This window comes from Micromonospora sp. WMMD754, assembly GCF_049315235.1.
GTDB lineage: Bacteria > Actinomycetota > Actinomycetes > Mycobacteriales > Micromonosporaceae > Micromonospora > Micromonospora sediminicola.
This window is the reverse complement of record NZ_CP186058.1, coordinates 3800169-3825713: the sequence shown is the minus strand read 5'-3', so window position 1 is coordinate 3825713 and position 25545 is coordinate 3800169. Positions and strand designations below refer to the sequence as shown.

General features: G+C 74.2%; 22 protein-coding genes and 5 tRNA genes. 11 read left to right on the top strand and 16 right to left on the bottom strand.

The window, feature by feature from the left end:
* Window positions 1-27 precede the first annotated feature (27 nt).
* From ACN27B_RS18545 to ACN27B_RS18535, 3 genes are all read right to left on the bottom strand, one after another.
* Window positions 28-1674 (bottom strand): PKD domain-containing protein, encoded by a 1647-nt coding sequence (locus tag ACN27B_RS18545; RefSeq protein WP_099161918.1) that lies wholly within the window; start codon window positions 1672-1674, stop codon window positions 28-30.
* Between the two features lie 173 nt (window positions 1675-1847).
* A tRNA-Val gene (locus ACN27B_RS18540) sits at window positions 1848-1919 on the bottom strand.
* 12 nt (window positions 1920-1931) lie between these two features.
* A tRNA-Gly gene (locus tag ACN27B_RS18535) sits at window positions 1932-2004 on the bottom strand.
* A gap of 148 nt (window positions 2005-2152) precedes the next feature.
* Here ACN27B_RS18535 and ACN27B_RS18530 point away from each other — a divergent pair.
* The gene (locus ACN27B_RS18530; protein WP_091579214.1) at window positions 2153-2395 is read left to right on the top strand and encodes a DUF6458 family protein; all 243 of its coding nucleotides are present in this window, start codon (window positions 2153-2155) and stop codon (window positions 2393-2395) included.
* Between the two features lie 86 nt (window positions 2396-2481).
* Here ACN27B_RS18530 and ACN27B_RS18525 read toward each other — a convergent pair whose 3' ends face one another.
* A complete protein-coding gene (locus tag ACN27B_RS18525) occupies window positions 2482-3300 on the bottom strand; it encodes an isocitrate lyase/PEP mutase family protein (protein WP_422741090.1) in 819 nt (272 codons plus the stop codon).
* Between the two features lie 70 nt (window positions 3301-3370).
* Between ACN27B_RS18525 and ACN27B_RS18520 the strand changes: the two genes are divergently transcribed.
* Window positions 3371-4351, top strand: a complete 981-nt coding sequence (locus ACN27B_RS18520) for a helix-turn-helix domain-containing protein (protein ID WP_422741089.1) — start codon at window positions 3371-3373, stop codon at window positions 4349-4351.
* A gap of 49 nt (window positions 4352-4400) precedes the next feature.
* On the opposite strand, the gene ACN27B_RS18515 is transcribed toward ACN27B_RS18520, so the two are convergent.
* From ACN27B_RS18515 to ACN27B_RS18505, 3 genes are all read right to left on the bottom strand, one after another.
* Window positions 4401-4475: transfer RNA gene (locus ACN27B_RS18515), tRNA-Val, on the bottom strand.
* Window positions 4476-4488: 13 nt separating this feature from the next.
* Window positions 4489-4559 (bottom strand) — tRNA-Cys (locus tag ACN27B_RS18510).
* Window positions 4560-4593: 34 nt separating this feature from the next.
* Window positions 4594-4666 (bottom strand) — tRNA-Gly (locus ACN27B_RS18505).
* A 276-nt stretch (window positions 4667-4942) separates the two neighbouring features.
* Here ACN27B_RS18505 and ACN27B_RS18500 point away from each other — a divergent pair.
* Window positions 4943-5545: a TetR/AcrR family transcriptional regulator gene (locus ACN27B_RS18500; RefSeq protein ID WP_091583912.1), complete on the top strand. Its 603-nt coding sequence runs from the start codon at window positions 4943-4945 to the stop codon at window positions 5543-5545.
* Between the two features lie 60 nt (window positions 5546-5605).
* Here ACN27B_RS18500 and ACN27B_RS18495 read toward each other — a convergent pair whose 3' ends face one another.
* Complete coding sequence (locus tag ACN27B_RS18495) at window positions 5606-6796, bottom strand: alkane 1-monooxygenase (protein ID WP_422741088.1); 1191 nt, start codon at window positions 6794-6796, stop codon at window positions 5606-5608.
* 283 nt (window positions 6797-7079) lie between these two features.
* Here ACN27B_RS18495 and ACN27B_RS18490 point away from each other — a divergent pair, with 283 nt between their 5' ends.
* The gene (locus tag ACN27B_RS18490) at window positions 7080-8438 is read left to right on the top strand and encodes a glycosyltransferase family 2 protein (RefSeq protein WP_099161921.1); all 1359 of its coding nucleotides are present in this window, start codon (window positions 7080-7082) and stop codon (window positions 8436-8438) included.
* Between the two features lie 6 nt (window positions 8439-8444).
* Here ACN27B_RS18490 and ACN27B_RS18485 read toward each other — a convergent pair whose 3' ends face one another.
* Window positions 8445-9287, bottom strand: a complete 843-nt coding sequence (locus ACN27B_RS18485) for a hypothetical protein (protein WP_099164702.1) — start codon at window positions 9285-9287, stop codon at window positions 8445-8447.
* Between the two features lie 189 nt (window positions 9288-9476).
* Here ACN27B_RS18485 and ACN27B_RS18480 point away from each other — a divergent pair, with 189 nt between their 5' ends.
* The 4 genes from ACN27B_RS18480 (at window position 9477) to ACN27B_RS18465 (ending at window position 13222) form a co-directional block, all read left to right on the top strand.
* Complete coding sequence (locus ACN27B_RS18480) at window positions 9477-10145, top strand: class I SAM-dependent methyltransferase (RefSeq protein ID WP_099164703.1); 669 nt, start codon at window positions 9477-9479, stop codon at window positions 10143-10145.
* 9 nt (window positions 10146-10154) lie between these two features.
* The gene (locus ACN27B_RS18475) at window positions 10155-11318 is read left to right on the top strand and encodes a cytochrome P450 (RefSeq protein WP_422741087.1); all 1164 of its coding nucleotides are present in this window, start codon (window positions 10155-10157) and stop codon (window positions 11316-11318) included.
* Window positions 11319-11471: 153 nt separating this feature from the next.
* Window positions 11472-12404, top strand: a complete 933-nt coding sequence (locus ACN27B_RS18470) for an ABC transporter ATP-binding protein (RefSeq protein WP_422741086.1) — start codon at window positions 11472-11474, stop codon at window positions 12402-12404.
* Window positions 12401-13222 (top strand): ABC transporter permease, encoded by an 822-nt coding sequence (locus ACN27B_RS18465; RefSeq protein WP_099161924.1) that lies wholly within the window; start codon window positions 12401-12403, stop codon window positions 13220-13222. Before ACN27B_RS18470 ends, ACN27B_RS18465 begins: the two co-directional genes overlap by 4 nt.
* Before the next feature lie 15 nt (window positions 13223-13237).
* Here ACN27B_RS18465 and ACN27B_RS18460 read toward each other — a convergent pair whose 3' ends face one another.
* Genes ACN27B_RS18460 through ACN27B_RS18445 form a run of 4 tightly spaced genes read right to left on the bottom strand, consistent with a single transcriptional unit; the run spans window position 13238 to window position 17430 of the window.
* Window positions 13238-13915, bottom strand: coding sequence for a response regulator (locus tag ACN27B_RS18460; protein WP_099161925.1), 678 nt, complete (start codon window positions 13913-13915; stop codon window positions 13238-13240).
* Complete coding sequence (locus tag ACN27B_RS18455) at window positions 13912-15525, bottom strand: sensor histidine kinase (protein WP_099161926.1); 1614 nt, start codon at window positions 15523-15525, stop codon at window positions 13912-13914. Before ACN27B_RS18455 ends, ACN27B_RS18460 begins: the two co-directional genes overlap by 4 nt.
* Before the next feature lie 37 nt (window positions 15526-15562).
* Window positions 15563-16288: a dethiobiotin synthase gene (gene bioD, locus ACN27B_RS18450; protein WP_422741085.1), complete on the bottom strand. Its 726-nt coding sequence runs from the start codon at window positions 16286-16288 to the stop codon at window positions 15563-15565.
* Window positions 16285-17430 (bottom strand): 8-amino-7-oxononanoate synthase, encoded by a 1146-nt coding sequence (locus tag ACN27B_RS18445; RefSeq protein ID WP_099161927.1) that lies wholly within the window; start codon window positions 17428-17430, stop codon window positions 16285-16287. The genes bioD and ACN27B_RS18445 overlap by 4 nt, the downstream gene beginning before the upstream one ends.
* A gap of 144 nt (window positions 17431-17574) precedes the next feature.
* Between ACN27B_RS18445 and bioB the strand changes: the two genes are divergently transcribed.
* The 3 genes from bioB to ACN27B_RS18430 are packed head-to-tail and all read left to right on the top strand — an operon-like array spanning window position 17575 to window position 19303.
* Complete coding sequence (gene bioB / locus ACN27B_RS18440) at window positions 17575-18570, top strand: biotin synthase BioB (RefSeq protein ID WP_091579258.1); 996 nt, start codon at window positions 17575-17577, stop codon at window positions 18568-18570.
* Between the two features lie 7 nt (window positions 18571-18577).
* Window positions 18578-18793, top strand: coding sequence for a hypothetical protein (locus ACN27B_RS18435; protein ID WP_099161928.1), 216 nt, complete (start codon window positions 18578-18580; stop codon window positions 18791-18793).
* 3 nt (window positions 18794-18796) lie between these two features.
* Window positions 18797-19303 carry a GNAT family N-acetyltransferase gene (locus ACN27B_RS18430; protein ID WP_098745743.1) on the top strand — a complete coding sequence of 169 codons (507 nt, stop codon included), beginning with the start codon at window positions 18797-18799 and terminating at the stop codon, window positions 19301-19303.
* A 1-nt stretch (window position 19304) separates the two neighbouring features.
* Here the strand turns inward: ACN27B_RS18430 and ACN27B_RS18425 are convergent, their stop codons facing one another.
* The 3 genes from ACN27B_RS18425 to ACN27B_RS18415 form a co-directional block, all read right to left on the bottom strand.
* Window positions 19305-19829 (bottom strand): GNAT family N-acetyltransferase, encoded by a 525-nt coding sequence (locus tag ACN27B_RS18425; RefSeq protein ID WP_422741084.1) that lies wholly within the window; start codon window positions 19827-19829, stop codon window positions 19305-19307.
* 131 nt (window positions 19830-19960) lie between these two features.
* The gene (locus ACN27B_RS18420) at window positions 19961-22393 is read right to left on the bottom strand and encodes a non-reducing end alpha-L-arabinofuranosidase family hydrolase (RefSeq protein WP_422741083.1); all 2433 of its coding nucleotides are present in this window, start codon (window positions 22391-22393) and stop codon (window positions 19961-19963) included.
* Between the two features lie 233 nt (window positions 22394-22626).
* Window positions 22627-25497 carry a glycoside hydrolase family 9 protein gene (locus tag ACN27B_RS18415; protein WP_422741082.1) on the bottom strand — a complete coding sequence of 957 codons (2871 nt, stop codon included), beginning with the start codon at window positions 25495-25497 and terminating at the stop codon, window positions 22627-22629.
* Window positions 25498-25545 lie beyond the last annotated feature (48 nt).

Here is a 25545-nt window from a genome sequence, read left to right as displayed (position 1 = left end):
CCGGCCTTCACGCGTACCGGAAAGGGGTCAGGCCGGCGGCAGGACGAACGTCCACGTGGTGGTGGTCGTGCTGGCGGCGGCGGCCGTGGCGGTCAGACCGCCGTAGCTGCCCACCGGCACGCTGCTGCCCGAATCGGCGAGCAGCCCGGTCACCCGGCCGCCGCCGCTCTGCGAGCTGTTGCTGCGGACCGCGACGCCGGCCGGCGGAGTGAGGCTGGTGGAGGTGCCGTCGCCGTGCAGCCAGTACGACACGGCCCAGCTCTGCGCGACGGTCACCGGCGCGTACGGGGTGATCCGGCTGGCGCTGCTGGCCGGGTCGGTGGCCCGGGCGAAGACCGGCGCGCCCGGCCGGACGCCCCGGTAGGCGGCCACCACCAGGTTGCCCTTCGCCTGGCCGTCGAGTGTCACCTTGACCGGCGTCCCCGCGTCCCCGGCGACCGCGGTCTTCGACCAGGCGGTCGTGGTGGCGAAACCGCCGTCGAGCCGGTCCAGACGGGTCCAGCCGGTCACGCCGGTCGGCTCACCGGTGCCGGTGTGGGTGTTCTGGCTGAGCAGGAGCAGTAGCGTGTCACCCGGCTGCACCGACGCCGGGACGGTCACCGTGTGACTGGTCCAGTTGGTGTTCGCGGTGGCCTGGCCGACGAAGGAGATCCGCTCGGCGACCGGCGCGACGGTGACGTCGACGGTCGCCGTGCCGGTGGCGCCCCGGTCGTCGGTGACCGTGAGCGTGACCGGGTAGGTGCCGGCCGTCGCGTACGTGTGGGAGGTGGTCGGCACGGAGACGGTGTCGGCGGTCCCGCCGTCGCCGAAGTCCCAGCGGTGGTCCTGGATCGCGCCGTCGGCGTCGGTGGAGCCCGCGCCGGAGAACGTGCACACCAGCCCGGAGCACGACGGCGCCAGGTCGGCCACCGGCGCCTGGTTGGCCGGACCGCCGGAACCCTTCAGAATCTTGATGTAGTCGATGTCGCCGGCGAAGTAGTCGCAGGTGACCTTCGTACCGTCGCACTGGCTCTTGCCGCCGACGGAGACCTGCCACGTGTTGGCGATGGTGCCGGTCGGCCCGTTCAGCCGGCTGGTCCGGACACCGTCGACGTACATCTCCACGTACGCGGACGTGCGGTTGCAGGTCACCGTGTGCCACTGGCCGTCGGCGATCGACACTCCGGTGTAGCCGGTGCGCGAGGCGCCGTCACCGCCCCGGAACAGGCACCTCGGCTTGCCGGCGGGCGCCTCGAACTTCCAGTAGCCGCCGACCGCGTTGCCCTGTCCCTTCTGGAGGATGTTGCCGAAGGAGTGGGTGGTGCGGTAGCGGATGGTCACCGAGAAGTCCCCGGCGTCGGGGTTGAAGTCGGTGCTGTGCGGCACCAGGTCCACGTGTTCCGGCACGTACTCCTGGTCGGGCGGCAGGTGGGTGGCGAACCGGTGGGCGGTGGCGCCGGCGTAGAGCGCGCCGGTGACGACCTCGCCGCCCACCGCGCCGTGCCGGCCGTTGCCGCTGCTGTCCCTCAGCACGGTCGACGACGCCGGCTCGTCCATGCTCCAGAACGCCACGGTGCGGGTCGCGGTGGCCTGCGCCGGCGCGGCCCCCACCGTCACCCCGGCCGCCGCGACGACCACCGCCACGCCCAGCCGGGCGGCCGTGCGCCGCCATCGTCCCTGCCCGATCGTCCCCATGTGACCGCCTCCCTGCGTATCGGGCCTCACCCTGACACGCGGCGGTCGAGCGCTCCATAACCCGCACGGTGGACCCGTACCGGGTCCTCGGTGGGATGGGGTGACCGATGTGGCCGGTCTTGTCCGGCCGGTGGGAGATGTCCGCGGGTCGAGCGGCGGTCGGGGAGAACGAGTGGGCGATACTGGGTTTGAACCAGTGACCTCTTCCGTGTCAAGGAAGCGCGCTCCCACTGCGCCAATCGCCCGGGCGGTTCGCGAGCGGACGACGGGATTCGAACCCGCGACCCTCACCTTGGCAAGGTGATGCGCTACCAGCTGCGCTACGTCCGCGTCGTCACCGGCTGCGCCGGCGACGGAGGAAACTCTACCCGATGCCAAGATCGCCCTGCGGCAGCCCCCCGGCCGCGGTGATTGCGCTGCTCGACCCCGGGGTACTGGGCGATGCGACAGCACAACCATCCCCCCGAAGGAGGCTGTCATGGGTATCGGTACGAGCATCTTCCTGATCGCGGTCGGCGCGATCCTCACCTTCGCGCTCAACGCCAACGTCGGCGGGGTCGACCTCGACGTCGTCGGTTGGATCCTGATGGCGGCCGGCGTGCTCGGCCTCATCATGACCACGCTGGTCTGGGGCCGGCGCCGCCAGGTGGTCACCACCACCGAGCAGCCGGTCGAGTACCGCCGGGTCGAGGAGCGCCGGGACGTCGCCCCGCCGATGTGAGGCGAGCCGGGGGCCGACGGAGCTGATCGGTCCCCGGACCGGCCCGGACGGGGGCGCCAGGTGGCGCCCCCGTCCGCGTGCCGGGATCAGTCCCGCATCAGCTCGTTGATCGTCCCGTAGTCGAGCGCGTCGGCCAGCGCCCCGTACGTGCCGTCGCCGAGGGCCTCCACGGCCGCGCGCCGGGCCACCGCGTACGCCGCCTCGGCCACCGCCGAGCCGAGGCTGACCCGGGCCACCCCGAGACGCGCCAACTCCGCCACCGGCGGCGCGCCCGGCCCGGCCAGCACGTTCAGGGGCGCGGGGATCGCCGCCACCAGCGCCGCCACGGTCTGCGGGTCGACCGTCCCCGGCACGAAGACACCGTCCGCGCCGGCGGCCAGGTAGGCCTCGGCCCGCGCCACGGTCTCCGGCACCCCGCCGACGCCCCGGAGCAAGGTGTCCACCCGCGCGTTCAGGTACAGCGGAACGCCGGCGCGGTCGGCCGCGGCACGGACCGCGGCGAGCCGGGCGCACTGCTCGTCGACCGGGCGTAACGCCCCACCCCCGTCGTGCCGGGCGTCCTCGACGTTGACTCCGACGGCGCCGGCCGCGAGCACCGCGGTGACGGTCTCGGCGACGTCGTCGGGGCGGGCGCCGTATCCGGACTCGATGTCGGCGGTGACGGGCAGGCGCACCGCGGCGGCGACCCGGCGGATCACGTCGACGGCGGTCTCCCGGGCGAGCGCGTCGCCGTCGGGCGCGCCGCGACTCCACGCCACGCCGGCGCTGGTGGTGGCGACCGCGCGGGCGCCGGCGGCGGCCACGATCCGGGCGCTCGCCGCGTCCCAGGCGTTGACCAGGACCAGCGGCTCGCCGGGCACGTGCAGGCTGCGGAACTGTCGGGCTCGGATGTGCTGTTCGTTCACCCGGTCAGTCTCGGTCGGGGTCGGCCGGTCGCCGTATTGTTTCAGTCCTGGCTGAAACGAAGGGGGCGGTGTGGTCGCGATCGGCCTGTCGGCGGGCGCCGTGGCACGGGTCCGGTTCGCGCTGTCCGGCCTGTGGGAGGTGATGGCCGGCGTCCGGGTGCTCCGCGATCCCGGCCGGCACGCGATCCACCTGCCCTGGGCCGCCCGGGTCCGGCCGCGGTTGGCCGACGCGGGGCTGCTCGACCCGGAGGCCGGCCTGCTGTGGCGCCTGGTGCCGGCGGCCCCGGGCTACCTGCCGGACTTCCTCACCCCGCCGCCGGCCGGCCTGGACCCGGACCTGGCCGAGGAGCTGGCCACGCTGCGCGCCACCCGCCCCGAGGTGGTCCGCGCCCACCTGGACCTGCTGCCCGGTCCCCGCCCGGCGGTGGTGGCCGCCCTGTACGCCGATCCGGTCGCCGGGCTGGCCCGGTTGGCCGCCGAGATCGACGCCTACTGGCGGCTTGCCGTCGCCGACGACTGGCCCCGGATCCGGGCGGTGCTCGACGCGGAGGTCTTCCACCGGGCCTGCCGGATGGCCGAGGACGGCACCGCCGGCCTCCTGAACGACCTGCACGAGTTGGTCCGCTGGGAGGGCGACGCGCTGCTGGTCAGCCAGCGGCACTGCCCGGCGCCGGACGTACCCGAGGGGGGTGGTCTGGTCCTGGTGCCCTCGGTGTTCGTCTGGCCGTCGGTGCTGAGCATCGCGGCCGGGGACGTCTCCCAGCTGGCCTATCCGGCGCGCGGTGTCGGCACGCTGTGGGAGACCCCGGTGCGCGCGCCGGACGCGTTGGGCGCGGTGCTGGGCCGGGGCCGGGCGCGGCTGCTGGCGGCGCTGGACGCGCCCCGGTCGACGACGGAGCTGGCCCGACGGACCGGGCTCTCCCCGGCCGGGGTGTCGCAGCACCTCACCGCGTTGCGGGCCGCCGGCCTGGTGGTGACCCGGCGCCAGGGCCGGTCGCTGCTGAGCAGTCGGACCGCGGTGGCGGAGGCGTTGCTGGGCGCGTCGGCCTGACGGAGGGAACGAGAAAGGCCGTGTCGAGTGTTCGACACGGCCTTTCCGATGGTGGGCGATACTGGGTTTGAACCAGTGACCTCTTCCGTGTCAAGGAAGCGCGCTCCCACTGCGCCAATCGCCCTCGTCAACTGCCGAGGTGGAGACGGGATTTGAACCCGTGTACACGGCTTTGCAGGCCGTTGCCTCGCCTCTCGGCCACTCCACCGAGGTTGCCCCCGACATGCGTGGCGGCATCTCCGAGCGGACGACGGGATTCGAACCCGCGACCCTCACCTTGGCAAGGTGATGCGCTACCAGCTGCGCTACGTCCGCACGCCCCCGGTTGTTTTCCGGTGACGGATGAGAACTTTAGCCGAGCCCGGGAACGGTTGCCAAATCGGGTCCCCTCCCGGCGCGTCCGGGCGGTGAGCACCGAACTTCCCATAGAGCTTCCTAGGAGCCTGGGCAATCAGCCGCGGAGTCGGCCGAGAAGCGCGTCCACCTGCGGATCCAGGCCGGCGGGTGGAGTGTCCGGCATCCGACTGTCCCACCGCCGACCGGCCGCTCCGGTAACTCCTCGTGGTCATTCGGATGGGTTACGGTAACCGCGTGACGAGACGTGCCGCCGAGATCCGCCTGGACGCGCTGCTGCGCACGGCCTGCGAGGTGATCGCGGAACGAGGGCTCGCCAACACCCGCACCGCCGACGTGGCCGAGGCCGCCGGGGTGAGCCAGGCGCTGGTGTTCTACCACTTCGCGACGAAGGACCGGCTGCTCGCGCAGGCCTTCGCGTACGCGGTGGAGCAGGACCTGGCCCGGCTGGACGCGGTGCTCCGCTCCTCCGCCCCACCGCTGGCGAAGCTGCGGCGGATGCTCCGGCTCTACGCGCCGACCGGCCGCTCCACCTCCTGGTCCATGTGGATCGACGGCTGGTCCGAGTCGCTGCGGACGCCGGAGCTGGAGAAGCTCTCCCGCCGGCTGGACCTGCGGTGGCGTCAGGACCTGGCGTCGGTGATCAGCGACGGGGTCGCTGACGGCACCTTCGACTGTCCCGACCCGGCCGGCGCCGCCTGGCGGATCAGCGCGGTGATGGACGGCCTGGCGGTGCAGCTCGCGGTGCACGAGCGGGTGATCACCCGCCGGCAGATCGCCGAGTGGATCCGCCTGGTCGCCGCCCGCGAGCTGGGCCTGGAACCCAGCCAGCTCGACTGAGTCGCCCAGACCCCGAGTTCGCGTCCGCGTCACACCGGAACGCGGACGCGAACTCCCCGGTCACCCCTGGGAGCGCGGGGCGGGCGCGGGGGGTTCCGGGAACGCGGGGCGGGCCGAGGGCCGGGAGAGACGGGCGCGGGCCGGCGGGTGGACGTTGGCCGCGGAGAGGTCGCCGTCGTAGTGGGCCAGCACGCGGTGGTCCATGATCCGGCGCCAGACCGGGGGCACCAGCGCGGCGACCACCATGGTGGCGTAGCCGGCGGGCAGCTGCGGCGAGGCGTCGAAGCTGCGCAGCGCCTGGTAGCGGCGCAGCGGGTTGGCGTGGTGGTCGCTGTGCCGCTGGAGCTGGAACAGGAAGACGTTGGTGACCGTCCGGTCGCTGTTCCAGCTGTGCCGGGGATCCACCTTCTCGTAGCGGCCCGCGGCGGTGCGCTGCCGGGCCAGCCCGTAGTGCTCCAGGTAGTTGACCACCTCCAGCAGGGAGAAGCCGACCACCGCCTGGAGGACGAGGAACACCAGCACGCCGGGGCCGAACGCCACCGCCAGCGCGGCGTAGAGCAGCACGGTCATGGCCCAGGCGTTGAGCACGTCGTTGCGCCACGTCCACGGGTTGCGGCCACGCAGGCGGAACCGCCCGGTCTCCAGCCGCCAGGCCGAGCGCAGGCTGCCCCAGACCGTACGCGGCCAGAACGCCCAGAACGTCTCGCCCAGCCGTGAGCTGGCCGGGTCCTCGGGGGTGGCGACCCGGGTGTGGTGGCCGCGGTTGTGCTCGACGTAGAAGTGCCCGTACCCGGCCGGCGCCAGGGCGATCTTGGACAGCCAGCGTTCCGCCCGCTCCCGCTTGTGGCCCAGCTCGTGCGCGGTGTTGATGGCGATGCCGTCCACCACCCCGACGGTGGCGACCAGGCCGGCGGCCGCCCACCAGGAGAGCCCGCCGCCGGCCCACACGGCGCAGCACAGCACCAGGGCGGCGTACTGGGCGGGCAGGTAGAGGTAGGTGAGCCAGCGGTAGTAGCCGTCCGCCTGCAACGCCGGCACCGCCTCGTCCGGCGGGTTCTCCCGGTCGTCGCCGATCAGCAGGTCGATCACGGGGATGAGGCCGAAGACCACGGCGGGGGTGAGCCACCAGGCCCACCCCGCGTCCGTGGCGTGCCAGACCGACCAGGCCACGAACGGCAGCACCGGGACGAGCAGGGCGAGCGGCCAGAGCGGTTTGCGGGTGTCCCGCCACGGAACGGTGTCGGTGCGCATCAACGGACTCCGATCGGTCGACTCCTGAACCGACTGTGGCAGCCGTCACGCATTTTTACAAGAGCGAGTTTTTTGTAAAGCGGATCACCCCTATCGACCCCTACCTTCAGTGACGGTTAACTATGCGTACGGTTATCGTCGGACCATCCCGGAGAGCGCTCCCGGCCCCACCCCACGGCCGGCCCTTCCCGCACGCCCGCGCCGGCGGCCCGCAACGTACCCGCCGCGCCCGTGGCCCCGGCGGCGCACGCCCGCCGCGGTCCGACGAACGGAGACCGAACGCATGTCGCTGCAGACCACCGGCACCCCCGAGCTGAGCGTGGTGATGCCGACCTTCCAGGACCCGCACTGCCTGGAGCTGACCCTGCGGGCGCTGGCCCGCCAGACCCTTCCGCCGGACCGCTTCGAGGTCGTCGTGGTGCGCGACGGCGGATCCCCCGACGGCTACCCGGAGGCGCTGGCCGCCGGCGCGGGCCTGCGCCTGCGGCTGGTGGAACTCGCCGAGCGGCGCGGCCGCGCGGGCGTGCGCAACGAGGGCGTCCGGCACGCCGCCGCGCCGCTGCTCGTCTTCCTCGACGCCGACTCCTGGTCCCTGCCCGACCTGCTGGAACGGCACCTGGCCCACCACCGGGAGCCGGGCCACCCGGAGGTGCTGATCGGGCGCCGGGACGACATCGGGCTGGCGCACCTGCCCGCCGTGCTGCGCGACGACCCGGCCGCGATCCCCCGCCTCTCCCCGCACGGCGGTGACATGCGGTTCCCTCCCGACGGCGTGCCGGACCAGCGGCGGGACTGGCTGGAGGTGGGCTGGACCGTCGCGTACACCCACAACATCTCGCTGAGCCGGGAGCTGTTCGACCGGGTCGGCGGCTTCCGCGAGGAGTTCGCGCTGAGCTACGGCATGGAGGACATCGAGCTGTTCTACCGGGTGGACCGGGCCGGGGTGAGCTTCGGGTACGACGACGACGCCCGCGTCGTCCACCTGCCGCACCACCGCAACATGGGTCGCAACTGGGCCGAGATGATGGCGAACACGCGCTCGATCACCGCGCTCTACCCGTGCCTGGAGTGGGAGTTCCTCAGCGTCATCGTCGGCCCCGAGGCGGTCAAGCGGATCCTGCTCTTCCGCTCGCTGGTACGCGACTGCGTCGAACAGTCGACCTGCGCGATCGGACCCGCCGTGGCCCGGCTCGCCGACCGGCTCCCCGGCCCCCGGGTGCTCTGGGTCGGCACCGGGTCCGCCGACGCCGGACTGAGCGCGTCCGCGATGACCTTCGACTACGCCGCGCCGGTCGGCCCGACCAACTTCCACCTGATCGGCCTCGCGCCGCCGCTCGCGCCGGGCAGCCTCGACGCGGTGGTCAGCGTGGACTTCTGGCGCTACCTGCTCTGGCCGGAGCTGTGCCAGTTCGTCAACTCGTCGCTGCTGCTGGCCGGCGAGGTGCACCTGGTCGCCACCGACGCGAGCGCGCCGCAGATGTGCGCCACCGACGCGGACACCCTGGCGTACCTCGGTCGGTCGCTGGCCGCCGAGTTCGCCGTCGAGCGGCAGGAGGTCGCGGGGCTGGGCACGGTGCTGTCGCTGCGGCCGGCGGCGACCGTCGGCGCGCCCGCGTACGCCGGGGCGGCGGCGTCCGGCTGAGGCCGGTCAGCGCCAGCGTCGTCGGGTCCGCCGCCGCTCGAACGACGGCGGCAGGTCCTCCTCCACCCCGTCGGCGGTACGCAGCAGGCGGCGCATCCGCAGCAGGAGTCCGGCCCCGAGGAAGAGCAGCAGGCCACCGAGCAGGAAGGCGGCCTGCACCACGCCGAACCCTCCGGTGGCGGCGACCGGACGGCCGGCCGCGCCCGGCGGTGGCGGCTCGACCACCGCCGCGTCGGTCGGCTCCTCCGTCACCGGCTCCTCGGTGGCCGGCTCCTCGCTGGGCGGGTCGGTCGGCTCGGCGCTCGTCGGGGTCGGCTCCGGCGTCGGCTCGGCCGCCTCGCCCACCACCTGGCGCGAGGCGGTCCGCCGGGCCAGCAGCCGCGCCTGCGGGTCGTACACCTCCGCGGCGAAGCTGACCCGGCCGCGCCCGACGTCCTCGGCGAAGGCCACCCGGTAGCGGGCGGTCACCGTACGCCCCGGACAGAGCACCCCCGGATCCAGCTCCCGGTCGGTCAGCCGGGCGGTGTCACCGTCGGCACGGATCTCCAGCGGGAACGAGCCGGTCTCCTCGACCCGGTCCACCTTCACCTGGTCCAGCCGCAGGCCGTCCACCCGCAACAGCATCGACCAGCGCACCTTGACGCACTCCGAGCGGGCGCCCCGGTCGGACCGGGACACCACCGCGGAGAGCGTCTCCACCCGGTCGCCGGCGGTGAACTCGTCGGGCAGGCCGCTCAACTCCGTGGAGAACGCGGCCGCCGCCCGTGCCGGCGCCGCCCCGCCGTAGCCGGCTCCCGCCAGACAGGTCAGCACCAGCCCGATCCGCAGCGCGTGCCGCCACCCGCTCACCACGCCTCCCTCACCTCGGTCGTATCCACCCGCAACGCTAGGAGCGGGCCCGGCCCGCCGGTAGACGGGCGTGTTCGCACCGGTCGTCAACATCGGGGGTCCCTTTCACCGAGGGTGGTGAACCGGTCACCGTCGACCGGCGACACGCCCGGGATCGGCGCGTCGACCGCGGTGGGACACAATCGGTCGGTGTCCGAACTGTCCGCCGCGTTCGTCCGGCTGCACGCCCGCCTGGCCCCGGTCGCCTTCGTCCCCGAGGTGCGGTTGCACCAGGCCGACGAGCCGATCGGCCTCTGGGAGCTGACCGAGGGCGAGTTCCGCAGCGCCCAGCCGCCGCCGTTCTGGGCCTTCGCCTGGGCCGGCGGCCAGGGCCTGGCCCGCTACGTGACCGACCACCCCGAACTGGTCACCGGCCGCCGGGTCCTCGACCTGGCGTCCGGCTCCGGCCTGGTCGCCATCGCCGCCGCCCGGGCCGGCGCGGCCGCCGTCCGGGCGGTCGAGGTGGACGAGCGGGCCGTCGCGGCGGTCGCGCTCAACGCCGAGGCCAACGGGGTACGCGTCGACGCCGAACTCGGCGACATCCTCGACTCCGACGCCGGCGACGCCGAGGTGGTGCTGGCCGGGGACGTCTTCTACAGCGAGGCGATGGCCCGCCGGATGCTGCGCTTCCTGCTCCGGGCCGCCCGGGCCGGAGCGCGGGTGCTGGTGGGCGACCCGGGCCGGGCGTTCCTGCCCCGCGAGCGTTTCCACGAACTGGCCGCGTACGACGTGCCGGTGTCCGAGGCGCTGGAGAGCGTGCGGGTGAAGCGCACCACCGTCTGGGAGCTGGACCCGAAGCCGCCGGGAGCGCGCCGGTAGCGTCGGCGCGTGCTGTTCCGGGGCTGGGGGAGGTCCGTCGACGGACCGTGGCCGGACCTGGCCACGGTGGTCGACCACGTCGGCGTGCCGCACCTGGTGGTGACCCGGCACGCGCTGGTGCGCCGGGTGCTCGCCGACCCGGTGACGTTCCGGCCGGACAACGCGCTCGACGCGGTGACCCCGATCCCGGTGGCCGCGCTGCGGGTGCTCGCCGGGCACCGGTTCCGGTTGCCGCCGACGCTGGCGAACAACGGCGGCGCCAGCCATCCGGAGATCCGGGGCATCGTCGCCGACGCGCTGCACCCGCACCGGGTGGCCGCCCAACGTCAGTGGCTGACCGCGCTGGTCCGCGAGCGGGTGGCCGGGCTGACGGCCGCACTCGACGCCGGCCGGCCGGTCGACCTGTACGCCGACCTCGCCGCCGACCTGCCGCTGCTGGTGCTGGCCCGGCTGGTCGAGCTGCCGGACGCGCCGGTCGGCGCGGTCAAGGACTTCGCCCGGGCCGCGCTGGAGCTGTTCTGGGCGCCGCTGGACGCCTCCCGGCAGCTCGCGCTGGCCGCCGAGGTGGGCCGGTTCCACACCGTGCTGCGCGGGTTCGCCGCCACCGGGGGCGGGCTCGCCGCGCGCCTGCGTACCGCCGGGCACTCCCCCGACGTGGTGGTCGGCGCGCTGTTCTTCCTGCTCGTCGCCGGCCAGGAGACCACCTCGCAGTTCCTCACCCTGCTGCTGCACCGGCTCGCCGGCGAACCGGCGGTACGGGCCGGGCTGCGCGCCGGTGAGATCGGCGTGGACGACGTGGTCGAGGAAGGGCTGCGGTTAGAGCCGCCGATCGTCACCTGGCGGCGGGTGGCCGCCGTCGACACCTCGCTGGGCGAGACGCCGGTGGCGGCGGGCACCAGCGTGGTGGCCTGGCTGGCCCGCGCCGGCCGGGACCCGGCAGTGGTCGCCGCGCCGGGCGAGTTCCGCCCGGGGCAGCCCGGTTCCCGCCGGCACCTGGCGTTCGGCGCCGGCCCGCACCGCTGCGTCGGCGCGCAACTGGCCCGGATGGAGGCCGCCGTGGTGGTCGCCGAGGCCACGCCGCTGCTCGACGGTGTGGCAGTGGTCCGTCCACCGTGGTGCCCGGACAACCTCACCTTCCGGATGCCGGACGCGTTCGTGGTCCGCCGCGCCTGACCCCGCGGCGTTCCGCGCCTGACCCCGCGGCGTTAAGAGGGGGCCCTTCCTCTACCGGAGGCGTTAAAGGGGGGCCCTTCCTTACAAAAGTCAGGGGGCGCCCCCGTCCTTCGACAGCGGCGCCGCTCCGCCGCCGCCGCATAGCGTCCCCGCATGATCACACTTCGTGGGTTGACGAAACGGTTCGGCGGGGTGACCGCCGTCGACGGCCTGACCGTCGAAATCCGCCCCGGCCAGGTCACCGGGTTCCTCGGCCCGAACGGCGCCGGCAAGTCCACCACCATGCGGATGGTGCTCGGCCTGGACCGGCCCACCGCCGGGACGGCGCTGGTGAACGGCCGGGCCTACCGCACCCTGCGGCACCCGCTGTACGAGGTCGGCGCGCTGCTCGACGCCACCGGCGTGCACCCGGCCCGGTCCGGCGCGGCGCACCTGCGGGCGATGGCGCGCAGCAACGGCGTACCGGCCCGGCGGGTGGCCGAGGTGCTCGACCTGGTCGGCCTGGACGACCGCGCCGCCGGCAAGCCGGGCCGGGCGCTGTCGCTGGGCATGGGGCAGCGGCTCGGCATCGCCGGCGCGTTGCTCGGCGACCCGCCGGTGCTGCTGCTCGACGAGCCGGTCAACGGGCTCGACCCGGACGGCGTGCGCTGGATCCGCGGGTTCACCCGGCGCCTCGCCGACGAGGGGCGCACCGTGCTGATCTCCAGCCACCTGATGAGCGAGATGCAGCAGACCGCCGACCGGGTGGTGGTGCTCGGCCGGGGTCGGCTGGTCGCGGACGCGCCGCTGGCCGAGCTGATCGCCGCGCGACCCGCCGCCGCGGTCCGGGTACGCGGGCCCGAGCCGGCCGCGCTCGCCGCGCTGGGCGAGCGGCTGACCGCCGAGGGCGCCACGGTCACCACCGACGGGGACACGCTGACCGTGGCCGGCAGCACCGCCGACCGGGTCGGCGACCTCGCGTACGAGCGGGGGGTGCGGCTGCACGAGCTGACCCCGATCGCGCCCTCCCTGGAGGAGGCGTTCCTGGAGCTGACCGCCGACAGCGTGGAGTACGCCGCCGGCCCGACCGGAGGCGGAACCCGATGACCACGCTGCCCACGCTCGACCCGACCCGCCCGGCGTCCCGACCGGCCCCGGCCGGCCACCCGCTCGCCGGCGCGGTGGCCGCCGAGTGGACGAAGCTCTGGTCGGTCCGCTCCACCTGGTGGACCCTGCTGGCGGCGGCGCTGACCATGGCGGCCACCAGCGCCCAGCTCGCCATCTACGCGGTCAACGCCAACACCGACGACGACCCGACGGTGAACCCGGGGGTGCTCGACGTCGGCGAGGTGGTGGCCGGCTCGCTGGAGCTGACCCAGTACGTCGTGCTGGCCCTGGGCCTGTTCGCGATCACCAGCGAGTTCGCCACCGGCACCATTCGCACCACGCTGCGCTGCACCCCGTCCCGGGGCCGGGTGCTCGCGGCCAAGGCGCTCGTGGTCGGCGCGGTGACGTTCGGCGTCGGGCTGCTGCTCGGCGTCCTCGGCGCGGTGGTGGCCCGGCCGGTGCTGGGCGAGTGGGGCCGGGCCCCGCTCGGCGGCACCGTGGCGGACGTGTTCGCCTGCGCCGCGTACCTGGCGTTGCTGGGTGTGCTGGCGCTCGGGCTGGCCGCGGCGCTGCGCGGCGCGGTGCTGACCCTGACCGTGCTGTTCGCCGCGCTGATGATCGTGCCGCTGTCGTTGCAGGAGCCGGAGATCACCGTGCTCACCCGGATCGCCGACGCGTTCCCCGGCGTCGCGGGCAACCACTTCCTGGCCGGGGACACCGAGCCCTACCCGGCGGCCGTCGGGCTGCTGCTGCTCGCCGGCTGGGCCGCCGCCGCGCTGGCGCTGGGCCGGTGGGCGCTGGCCCGACGCGACGCCTGAGCGGGGCGGGGCTGGTCAGCCGGACGGCGGGACCAGCCCCGCCTCGTACGCGAGGATCGCCGCCTGCACCCGGTTGCGCACGTCCAGCCGGGTGAAGACGCTGGTCAGGTAGCTCTTCACGGTGCCCTCGACCAGGTGCAGCCGCCGGGCGATCTCGGCGTTGGACAGGCCCGCCCCGACCAGCGCGAGCACCTCCCGTTCCCGGTCGGTCAGCCCGGCCAGCCGGTCCCGCGCGTACGGGGCGCGGGCGAGCCGGCCGCCGCTGAGCTCGATCACCCGGCGGGCCACCCGCGGCGACAGGTACGCCCCGCCGTCGGCCACCGCCCGGACGCCGGCCAGCAGCTCCCTCGGGTCGCCGGACTTGAGCAGGAACCCGGCGGCGCCGTGGCCGAGCGCCCGGGCGATCAGGTCGTCGTCGCCGAACGTGGTGAGCATGACCGCGGCGGTCTCCGGCACCAGCCGGCGGATCTGCGCCGCCGCGCTCAGCCCGTCGCAGCGCGGCATCCGGACGTCCAGCAGCGCCACCCGGGGGCGGTGCGCGCGGACCAGCTCGACCGCGGCGTGGCCGTCGCCCGCCTCGCCGACCACCTCGATGCCCGGATCAGCGGCCAGGATCGCCCGGACCCCGGCCCGGACCATCGCCTCGTCGTCGGCGAGCACCACCCGCAGCGGGCGCCCGTGGTCGTCGCTCATTCCTCGATCCGCTCCTTGCTGGTCAGCCGCCCGTCGGTGAAGCAGAGTCGCCAGGTCGCCTCGGCGAACGGGAAGTTCCCGTCGGTGTAGAACTCGCAGCCCGGGGCGGCGCCGGTCGCCGGCGGGTCGGCCTGCCGGCGGGGCAGCCCGAGCGTGTCGCGCTGCTCGCCCAGCCGCAGCCGGTCGTAGCCGGACCGGTCCAGCACCGCGCCGGCCGTGGCCATCGGGTAGTAGACCAGCGCGAGCGCCAGGGCCAGCCCGGCCGGCACGCCGATCGCGACGAGCAGGCTGCGCCGCAGCCGCCGGCGCGCCTCCCGCAGCCGCGACGCCGCGTCGCCGGGCCGGTCGTGCCGGTGCGGCCCGTCGACCGCCGCGCCGCCGACGTCGCCCTCCCGCCGGCCGTCGTCGAGCCGGGCGGCGGTGGGCACCGGGCCTCCGGTCGGCGTGGCATCGGTGACCGGGTGGGCGGTGGGCGGGGCGGCCGAGGTCAGCGGGAGACGGGCGGTGACCGCCCACCCGCCGTCGCGGGAACCGGCGTCCAGGAGGCCACCGGCGAGGCGGACCCGCTCGCGCAGCGCCAGCAGCCCGGAGCCGTGCGACGCCGGTCCGGGCAGCGCGGCGGCCGGCGGCGGCGGGTTGACCACCACGACGGTCACCGTGTCGACGCCCCGGTCCACCGTCACCGTGACCGGGGCGCCCGGGGCGTAGCGGGCGGCGTTCGTCAGCGCCTCCCGGACCACCCGGTGCACGGCGTGCGCCACCAGCGGCGGCAGGTCGGCGTCGGCGGGCCCGGCGCGCAGGTCGACGGTCATGCCGGCGTCCCGGGCGCCGTCGACCAGGTCGGTGACGGTCTCCCCCGGCGGACGCAGCGGGCCGGGCCGGTCCTCCCGCAGCAGCCCGATCACCTCGTGCAGCCGCTCGGTGGCGGCGGCGACGCTGGCCCGCAGCTCCCCTGCCGCCGCCCGGTGGGCGCCGGGCAGGTCCGGCGCCAGCTCCAACGCGCCGGCCCGCAGCGCGATGAGGCTCAGGTCGTGCCCGAGCGAGTCGTGCATGTCCTGGGCGATCCGGGCCCGCTCGCGCAGGCGTACCCGCTCCACCGCGGCCCGCCGCTCGTCCTCGGCGTGCCGCCGCCCGGCATCGGCGAGCGCCCGGTGCTGCCGTCGCAGCCGACCCAGCAGCCAGGGGAACACGCCGGCGAAGAGCAGCACCGAGGCGAGCTGGAACCAGACCGCCGGCTCGGTGCCGAGCAGCCCGAGGTTGAGCCCGGTGCCGGTGACCGCGATGGCGGCGAACACGACCGCCGCCGGGGCCGCCCGGGCGCTGCGCCGCCCGGCCAGGTAGCCGAAGACCGGGATGGCGAACACCACGTTGCCGTCGACCAGCGAACCGGCCACCACCGCCAGCACCGCCACGAGCGGCCACCGGCGAGCCACCACGACCGAGCCGGCGAGCAGCGCAAGCACGACGGCCAACAGCGGCACGTCGTACGGCTGCCATGGCGGGCTGAGCCGGGCCGACGTCGCCGGCGCGGCGAGAACGGCCCAGAGCAGCAGGTCACCGGCCCGGCGTCGGGCCGCGGGCGACAGCGGGCGCGGTTCCACGGCGGTCACGCTACCCACCGCTGGGAGGCCCGGACACCGACGAAGGTCAGGTCTCCTCGGCCCACGCCCGCCAGTCGTCGAGCACGCCGTAGAGGGCGGGGGTGAGCCAGCCGGGGGCGGACCGGCGGAACACGCCGGGGTCCATGCCGCCGGCGCCGGCCGGGACCGCGCCGAGCAGGTTCGGCACCAGCTCGGACAGGTTGAGCCAGTGCACCAGCTCCGGCTCCGCCGGCCAGGCGCCGATCACCACGCTGGCCGGGACGGCCCGCCGCTCCAGTGCCTCCAGCGTCAACGCGGTGTGGTTGAGCGTGCCCAGGCCGGCCCGGGTCACCACCACCGCCGGCGCGCCGAGCGACACGGCCAGGTCGGCCACCGTCCAGGGCTCGCCGGACGGGCGCAACCCCATCGGTACGAGCAGCCCGCCGGCGCCCTCGACCAGCACCAGGTCGTGCTTGTCGGCCTCCTCGCGGATCGCGTCGACGGCGGTGTAGAGCTCCAGCGGCGGCAGCTCGGCGACCCGGGCGGCGGCGAGCGGGGCGAGCGGGTCCGGGTAGCTGGCCAGCGTCCGGCCGGTGAGCGGGGCGGCGAGCCGGGTCACCGAGTCGACGTCGCCGGGCTCACCGGTGGCCGTACCGGTCTGGCCGGGCTTGACCACCGCGACCCGCAGGCCGGCGGCCTGCGCGGCGGCGGCGACGGCCGCGGTCACCACGGTCTTGCCGATCTCGGTGTCCGTGCCGGTCACCAGCACCGGTCCGGTCCAGCCGTCGCTCATGAGACCTCCCGCGCACACGCCACGATCACGTCCAGGGCCCGGGCGAAGTCGGCCCGGTCCACCCCGGCGCCGATGGTCAGCCGCAGCCGGGACCGGCTGTCCGGCGTGGACGGGGGTCGGAAGCAGCCGACCGCCACACCCCGGTCGCGGCAGGCGGCGGCCCAGGCGGTGGCCGCCTCCGGGCCGGGCGCGGTCACCGACACCACTGCCGCGTCCGGCGCGGAGACCGACAGCCCCGCCTCGCCCAGCACCCGCACCGCGAGCGCGGCCCGGTCGGCCAGCTCGGCGCGGAGCGCGTCCCCGGCGCGGGCCAGCCGCACCGCGGCGCGTACCCCGGCCGCCACCGCCGGCGGCAACGCGGTGTCGAAGATGAACGTGCGCCCGGTCTCCACCAGGTGCCGGACGAACTCGGCCGGCCCGGCGACCACGCCGCCCGCCCCGCCGAGCGCCTTGGACAGCGTCGCCGTGACCACCACGTCCGGCGCGCCGGCCAGCCCGGCGGCGGCCACCCCGCCGGCCCCGGCCGGACCGGTGACGCCGAGCGCGTGCGCGTCGTCGACCAGCAGCAGCGCGCCGTGCCGGCGGGCCACCGCGTGCAGCCGCGCGAGCGGGGCCAGGTCGCCGTCGACCGAGAAGACCGACTCGGTCACCACCACCGCCGGTCGGCCCGGCGCGGCGGCCAGCGCCGCCTCCACCGCCGCCACGTCCGCGTGCGGCGTCACCACCGTCTCCGCGCCGGAGATGCGGCAGCCGTCGATCAGCGAGGCGTGGTTGTGGGCGTCGGAGACGAGCAGCGTACGCGGCTGCGTCAGGCCCCGGACCGCGGCGAGGTTGGCCAGGTAGCCGGAGGAGAACACCAGCGCCCGGTCGACGCCGAGCCAGCCGGCCAGGTCGTCCTCCAGCGCGTGGTGCAGGTCGGTGGAGCCGCGCACCAGGCGCGACCCGGTGGCGCCCAGCCCGTACCCGGAGAGGGCCCGCGCGGCGGCGGCGGTGACCTGCGGGTGGGTGGCCAGGCCGAGGTAGTCGTTGCCGGCCAGGTCGACCACGGCGTCGTCGGCGGCCCGCGGGCGCAGCGTGCGGGTCAGACCGGCCCGGGCCCGCAGCTCGGCCCGGCGGTCCAGGGCCGCCAGCCAGTCCGCCACCTGCCGTCCCCTCCCGCCGACTCCCCGCCCCGCCGGGCGCTTCCGCGGGGCGAAGTTACCACCCGGGCGGACCGCCCCGGCGTGGCGCGGTCCCGGCTCGCCAGCGGTTTCCCGGTGTCTCGGCGGCCTGTTAGGTTACGAGCCATGCCAGAGATCCTCGACCAGGCCCGGACCCGGGTGCTGGAGAACGGCGTCGGCCTCGACGAGGCCGGCATCCTCGCCGTGCTGAACCTGCCCGACGAGCACCTGCCCGCCGCCCTCCAGCTCGCCCACGAGGTCCGGATGCGGTGGTGCGGCCCGGAGGTCGAGGTCGAGGGCATCGTCTCGCTCAAGACCGGCGGCTGCCCGGAGGACTGCCACTTCTGCTCCCAGTCCGGCCTGTTCACCTCGCCGGTGCGCTCGGTCTGGCTGGACATCCCGGCGCTGGTCGAGGCCGCGAAGCAGACCGCGGCGACCGGGGCGACCGAGTTCTGCATCGTGGCCGCCGTGCGCGGCCCGGACGCCCGGCTGATGACGCAGATGCGCGAGGGCGTGGCCGCCATCCGCGCCGCCGTCGACATCCAGGTCGCCGCCTCGCTCGGCATGCTCACCCAGGAGCAGGTCGACGAGCTGGTCGAGATGGGCGTGCACCGCTACAACCACAACCTGGAGACCTGCCGCTCCTACTTCCCCAACGTGGTCACCACGCACTCCTGGGAGGAGCGCTGGGAGACGCTGCGGATGGTCCGCGAGTCCGGCATGGAGGTCTGCTGCGGCGGCATCCTCGGGCTCGGCGAGACGGTCGAGCAGCGTGCCGAGTTCGCCGCCCAGCTCGCCGAGCTGGACCCGCACGAGGTGCCGCTGAACTTCCTCAACCCGCGTCCGGGCACGCCGCTGGGTGACCGCCCGACGGTCGAGGGCAAGGACGCGCTGCGGGCCATCGCCGCGTTCCGGCTGGCCATGCCGCGCACCATCCTGCGCTACGCGGGCGGCCGCGAGCTGACCCTCGGTGACCTCGGCACCCGCGAGGGTCTGCTCGGCGGCATCAACGCGGTCATCGTCGGCAACTACCTGACCACGCTGGGTCGGCCGGCGACCGACGACCTGAAGCTGCTGGAAGACCTGAAGATGCCGGTGAAGGCGCTCTCGGCGACCCTGTGAGGCAGCGGTGACCGAACCCTCCCCCGCCACGGCCCTCCCCGCCGCGCTCTGGTGCGACAGGTGCGGCGAGTCGGTCGCGGCCGGCCCGCACCCGGCGTGCGCGGCGGCCCGGGCGCTGGAGCCGCCGCGCTGGTGCGCGTCCTGCCGGCGGCGGATGAAGGTGCAGGTCGTGCCGACCGGCTGGTCGGCGGTCTGCGTCGAGCACGGCGAGCGGCGGGGCTGAGGCGTGCTGCGGGGACGGGCGGTGACGCTGCGACCGGCGACGGACGAGGACGTGCCCGCGCTGGCCGCGATCCGGGCCACCCCGGAGGTGCGCCGCTGGTGGCGCGGCGGGGACGACCTGGTCGAGGCGGTCCGCGCCGACCTGGCCGACGAGGCGCTGACCGTCTACGCGATCGAGCACTCCGGCCGGCTGGTCGGCGCGATCCAGTGGTACGCCGAGACCGACCCGGACTACCGCCACGCCAGCCTGGACATCTTCCTCGACCCGGCGGCACGCGGCGCCGGGCTGGGCGGGGACGCCGTGCGCACGCTGGCCCGGCACCTGGTCGACGAGTACGGCCACCACCGGTTCACCATCGACCCGGCGGCGGCGAACACGGCGGCGATCCGCGCGTACGCGAAGGTGGGGTTCCGCCCGGTGGGCATCATGCGCCGCTACGAGCGCGGGGCGGACGGGCGTTGGCACGACGCGCTGCTGATGGACCTGCTCGCCGAGGACCTGCCCGGCTGAGTCAGCGGGTGGCGATCCAGTACCGGCGCAGCCGGCCCAGTTCGGTGTCGCGGACGTCCTCCAGCACCCCGCCGTGCCGCTCGATGGTCCGCGCCGAGGCGGTGTTCTCCACGTCGCAGGTGACCAGCACCGGGTCGATGCCGCGCCGGGCCGCCTCGGCGAGCGCGGCGCCGAGCGCGAAGGTGGCCAGCCCGCGCCGCCGGGCCGAGGGGCGCACCCCGTAGCCGATGTGGCCGCCGGCCTCGCGCAGGAAGTCGTTGAGGCGCAGCCGCAGCGAGATCGCCCCGAGCACCTCGTCCTCCTCGACGATCCACCAGTAGAGCGCCGGCACCATGCCCTCTGGCAGTCGGGACTCGTCCTCCCCGGCGCGCAGCCCGTCCACCCATGCGGCGAAGCCGGCCGGGGTGTCGACGTCGTCGGCGGGGCGCAGCCCCGCGCCGTCCTGGTGCACGCCACGCCCCCACTCGTCCCGGGCGGCCAGCCAGGACCGGTGCAGGCGGATGGTCGGGGTGATCAGCTCGGGCATGCCGGGAGGCTACCGGGGTGGCCGGTCGGCGGTCGCCCCGAATTCGGCCGTCCGGCCGGGACGTCACCCGTCGGACAGCGTGCCCGGCACCGCACGGGTGCCGGGCACGCTGTCCTCGGACGGTGTGGCGCCTAGCGCTGGAGGGTCAGCACCGCCGGCCGCCACGGCAGCAGGTTGTAGTCGCCGCCCGCACTCGGGTTCTTGCCCTGGTACAGCAACTGCAGGTTGCAGGCGTCGACGGTCTTGGTCTGGTCGGGGTTGGTGCGGACCAGGTCACCGTGGCTGATGTCGTTGGTCCACGTCGCGCCGCTGTTGGCCTTGCCGGCGAAGGGGTTGCTCTCGCTGGCCGCCTGCGGGGTCCACGTGCCGCTCAGGCTGCTGGACGTGAACGACCGGAAGTAGCGTCCCTGGCTCCCGATCGCCTCGACGATCATGAGGTACTGGTTCTGGCCCGCCACCTTGTAGACCTCGACGCCCTCGAACAGGTTGTTGGTCGAGTCGGTCATGATCGTCGTGTAGCTCGAACCGAAGCTGCCCGGGAAGTTCCCGAGCGGCATGCTCGACCGGTAGATCTTGCCGTTGTCCCCGGCGAAGAACAGGTACATGTTCTGGTCGTCGCCGATGAGCGTCTGGTCGATCACGCCGTACGGGGCGTCGGGGAGGGTGGCGGTGGAGAGCGTCTGCGCCGAGGACCAGCCGTTGGCGTTCGTCGGGTCGCTCGACGTCTTGTAGCTGAACGAGGTCGGTCCCCACTGGTACGCCAGCACCCAGATGTTCTTCGGCGCGAAGTAGAGCAGCGTGGGCGCCACCGTGCCCTGGCTCATTCCGGTCTGGCTGGCCGAGGCCATGTCGGACCAGTTCGTGAACAGGCTGAAGTTCATCGAGCCGTACTGGCCGCTGCTGTTGACGTTCGACCCGTAGACCAGGTGCTTGCCGTTGTAGACCACGTTGGTGAAGTCCTTGAGCGAGACCCAGCCGTTCTGCGGGTTGGTCAGCGCGCCGGTCGACGACCACCGGTAGGTCGACGGGAGCGCACACCCGCCCGCGGGCGGCGTGGTCGGCGGCGTCGACGTCGGGGGCGTGGTGCCGCCGAAGTCGGTCCGCCACTGCTGGTTGGACTGCCCGTGGCAGTCGTAGAGCTGGATCTGCTGGCCGTTGCCGGTGCCCCAGACGTCCAGGCACCGGCCGGACTGCACGCCGCTGATGGTGCCGTTGGCGTTGACGTTCCACTGCTGGTTCGACTGGCCGTTGCAGTCCCAGATGATGATTCCGGTGCCGTTCCCGGTGGCCGCGCCGTTCGCGTCGAGGCACTTGCTGCCGTAGACCATCAGTTGCTTGCTGGCGGTGTACGTCCACTGCTGGTTGGTCTGGCCGTGGCAGTCGTAGAGCTGCACGCGGGTGCCGTTGGTCTGCGACGCGTTGGGCACGTCGACGCACCGGCCCGACTGCGCTCCGACGATCCGGCCGGCGCCACCGCTCGGCGGCGGCCCGGTGGTCGGGGTCGTGGTCGGCCCCGAGGTCGGTGCGGCGGCGTTGAGGGCGTTGAGGACCGAGGTGTACGCGGCCTTCTTGTTGCCCCCGCCGTCGAACAGCAGCGGGTTCTCGCCCGAGCGCCAGGAGTCGCTGTCGCGCACGCCCCACACCGTGATGCCGATGCAACGCGGCACGTTCAGGCACGCCTGCGTCAGCCCCGCGTACTGGGACGTGGAGGCGTTGGTGACGTCGACCTCGGTCAGCGCCACGTCCACGCCCAGCGCGGCGAAGCTCGACAGCGTGGTCTGGAAGTTGCCCGGCAGGGAACTACCGCCGGTGAAGTGGGTCTGCAACCCCACACAGTCGATCGGCACACCACGGGACTTGAAGTCCTGGACCATCCGGTAGACACCCTGCGTCTTGCCGTACGACCAGTTCTCGATGTTGTAGTCGTTGTAACACAGCTTCACCGACGGATCCGCCGCCCGCGCCGTACGGAACGCCACCTCGATCCAGTCGTTGCCCGTGCCCTGCAGATTCGACTGCCGGCGACTGCCGTCCTCGTTGAACGCCTCGTTGACCACGTCCCACGCGGCCAACTTGCCCCGGTAGTGACCCATCACCCCGTTGATGTGGTCGATCATCGCCTGACGCAGGTTGCCGCCGCTCAGACTCTGCATCCACCCCGGCTGCTGCGCATGCCACGCCAGCGTGTGACCCCGCACCTTCAGACCACGCTGCGTCGCCCAGTTGTAGATCTGGTCGCCGGAGCTGAAATTGAACTGACCCCGCTGCGGCTGCGTCGCGTCCGGCTTCATCTCGTTCTCAGCCGTGATCATGTTGAACTCACGACCCGCGATCGTGCTGTACGTCGAATCGTTCAACCGACTCGCCGCGATCGCCGTGCCGAAGTAGCGACCCGACTGCGCCGCCGCCGCACCCAGCGTGCTCGCCGCGGCGTTCGCCGACGGCATCACGACCGCGACCGCGGCGGTTGTCACGACGCCGACCACGCCGGCGAGCAGCGCTCTGACGGCGGGCGACCGCCGCCGCCTGTTCCCGCCACGGGGAACGAATGGGCTGATTGCCACCTTGGCCTCCTCACTGGCCCGCACCCGGGCCGTCGGAGTGCCTACGACCGGACGCCCTGGTTAAAGATCGATTAACATCGATGCTTACATCGGGTCCCGGTCCAGGACAACAGGTTTCGGAAAAGTTTCGGAAAGGTGTGCGCCGGGCCCCCGGTCCCGCGCCGCAGGAAAGGCGGCGTGGCGTGGTCGGCCACCCGGAGTACGGTGACCGACCACGCTCGCCGGGCCGGCGCTCAGGAGACGACGCAGGCCGTCCCGTTGAGGGTGAAGGCCGACGGCCTCGGGTTGGTGCCGGTGTGGGTGCCGTTGAAGCCGAAGCTCGTCGACGCACCCGGCGCGAGGGTTCCGTTGTAGGACAGGTTCGACGCCGTCACGGCCGCCCCGGTCTGGGTGACGTTCGCCGACCAGGCCTGCCCGGCCTTCTGCCCGCTGCTCGGGAACGTGAAGGCCAGCGTCCAGCCGTTGATCGCGGTGGTGCCGGTGTTGGTGACGGTGATGTTCGCGGTGAACCCGGTGTCCCAGGTGTTCGCCGTCCAGGTCACCGCGCAGCCGCCGCCGGTCGGCGGGGCCGTGGTGGTGACCGTGACCGGCGGCGAGGCCGGCGAGATGTTGCCGGCCGCGTCCACCGCGACCACGGTGAAGGTGTACGCGGTGGAGGCGGTCAACCCGGTCACCGCCAGCGTGGTGCCGGTGGCGGAGCCGACCAGGACGGTCCCGCCCCGGTAGACGCGGTAGCCGGTGACGCCGACGGCGTCGGTGGCCGGGCCCCAGGTCAGTGTCAGGCCGGTCGGGCCGATCGCGGAGGCGGTGGGCGTGCCGGGCGCGGTCGGCGGGGTGGTGTCCGGCGCCGGGGCGGCCGGCGTGGTGACGGTCAGCGCCGCCGACGACGCGGACCGGTTGCCGGCGCCGTCGAGGGCCCGCACGGTGAACTGGTACGTCCGCTCCGGCAGCAGCCCGGTCACGGCCAGGGTGTTCGTGGTGGCGGTCCGCAGCACCAGCGCGTCGCTGCCGGTCTGGGCCTGGGTGACCTCGTAGCCGGCCAGGCCGCTGCCACCGGTGTCGGTGGAGGCGGGCCAGGTCAGGGTGAGGCCGGTGGACGTGACGGCGGAGGCGACCGGGGTACCGGGGACGCTGGGCGCGGTGGTGTCCGGAGTGGCCGGGCCGGGCTCGTCACCCCAGACCCGCACGCCGCCGGACCAGAGCGGAACCTTGCGGTTCGGCCCGGCGGTGGCCTGGTACGACGGGTCGTTCGTCGGGTCCCAGGTGCCACCCTCCGGCACGCCGATCTTGAACTGGACCTCCATCCGGTGCTGCGACTGCCCGGCCGGCGCGATGGTCCAGCCGGTGCAGTCGACCTCGACGTACCAGATGTCGCCGGAGAACTGCTTCGCGGTGGACGGCGACGGGCAGCCCTGGGTGTAGCCGGGCGTGACGGTGACCGGTCCGGTGCCGTCGGGCCGGAAGTAGTAGCGGAACTTTCCGGTGGTGAGCGCCCGGGCCGGGAACGCCGACTTGTTGTAGACGATCGCCTTGAGCCCGGTGGCGCGCGGCTCGGCCTGCATCACCGTGGTCTCCACGGTCAGCTCGTCGATGTCGGGTGTCTCGGCGACCGGGAAGCCGGCGCGCGGGCTGCCGCCGTACTCGTTGGTGAGCCGGGCCAGCGCGGAGGTGAAGCCGGCGTTGTAGTCGGTGGCCACCTCGTTCATCACGTAGTCCGACCGGCTGTCGGTGTACGCGTCGTTGGCCGCCGACGGGCCGCCGACCAGCGCGCCGTAGAGCACGTGCCGGGTCTCGGCGGGCACGGTCTGACTGTCCCACCAGGAGCCGTGCGCGGTGCGGTGGTGCGGGTTCTTCGGCGCGTTGTTCCCGAACCCGATCATGTAGCTGGAGTTGCGCGGGTTGTCGCCGAGCGCGTAGTTGACCTGCCGAACGGCGAAGTCGTGGTAGCGCGCCTTGCGCGTGGTGTCGGTGGTCCGGTCGCTGTAGACCAGCGCGGCGAACGCGGTGTTGGCGGCGTAGCGCAGCGCGCCCCAGGAGTCGAGCACCGCCATCCCGCCCGGCGAGTACGGCACCTTCTGCCCGTTGACGCCGACGGTCCAGTAGTCGAGCCACCGGTTGGCGTCGTCGACGTACTTCTGCTTGCCGGTCAGGTTGGCCAGCAGCACGTACGCGCCGAACTGCTTGTTGTCCCAGGCGATGGTCCACTTGTAGGAGCGGGTGGTGGACTGCGGCTCGGTGCCGAGCTTGTCGTACTCGCTCTCGGCCTTGGCCAGGTAGGTGGCGTCGCCGGTGGCCCGGTAGAGCCAGATCGCGCCCCAGACCAGTTCGTCCTGGTAGCCGCTCCACGACCGGTAGAAGCTCGTCGCGTCGGTGATGCACTCGTGGTAGCTCTTGCGCACCGTGTCGGCGAACGTGTAGAGCTGCTTGGCGTGGCCGAGCAGCTTGTCCGCGTAGGCCGCGTCGGTGGACCGGAAGACCATCGACGAGGCGGCCATCGCGGCCGCCGTCTCCCCCGCCAGGTCCGCGCCGCCACAGCTCGCATCGATCTTGTACGCGGGCCGCGCCATCGGCATCACCTCGGCCGGACCCCACCACTTGTGGTCGTCGTCGCCCTTGCCCACCTGGCCGTAGAGGACGTTCGGCGCGGGGTGCGCCTTGACGAAGTAGTCGTTGACGAAGCGCAGGTTGTTGAGCAGGTGCGTCAGCTGGCCGGAGGCGACGTACCCGTCGCGGTACTCGACCGCGCCCCAGGCGAGCATGGTGGCGCTGAACGCCATCGGGAAGCCGAACTTCACGTGGTCGCCGGCGTCGTACCAGCCGCCGGTCAGGTCGACGCCGACGTCGGCGCCGTCGGTGAGCGCCGAGTCGCCTCGCCAGGAGACCCGGTTCCAGGAGGGCTTGCGGCCGGACTGCTGCGCCTCGTAGAAGAACAGCGACTTCTGCAACGCCTCGGCGTAGTTGAACGCGGGCGCGGCCTGCGCGGCGGCGGGCGCGGCGGCGGCCGGGAGCGGGGCGACGGTGGCCAGCGCGGCCACCAGCGCGGCGCCGGCGGCGAGCCACCGGCGGGACGGGCGACCGCGCGGCGGCGGGGTCGGTCGAAGCATGGCGAGCTCCTGTGGAGGATGCCGCACGGCGGCCCGGACCGGCGGGGA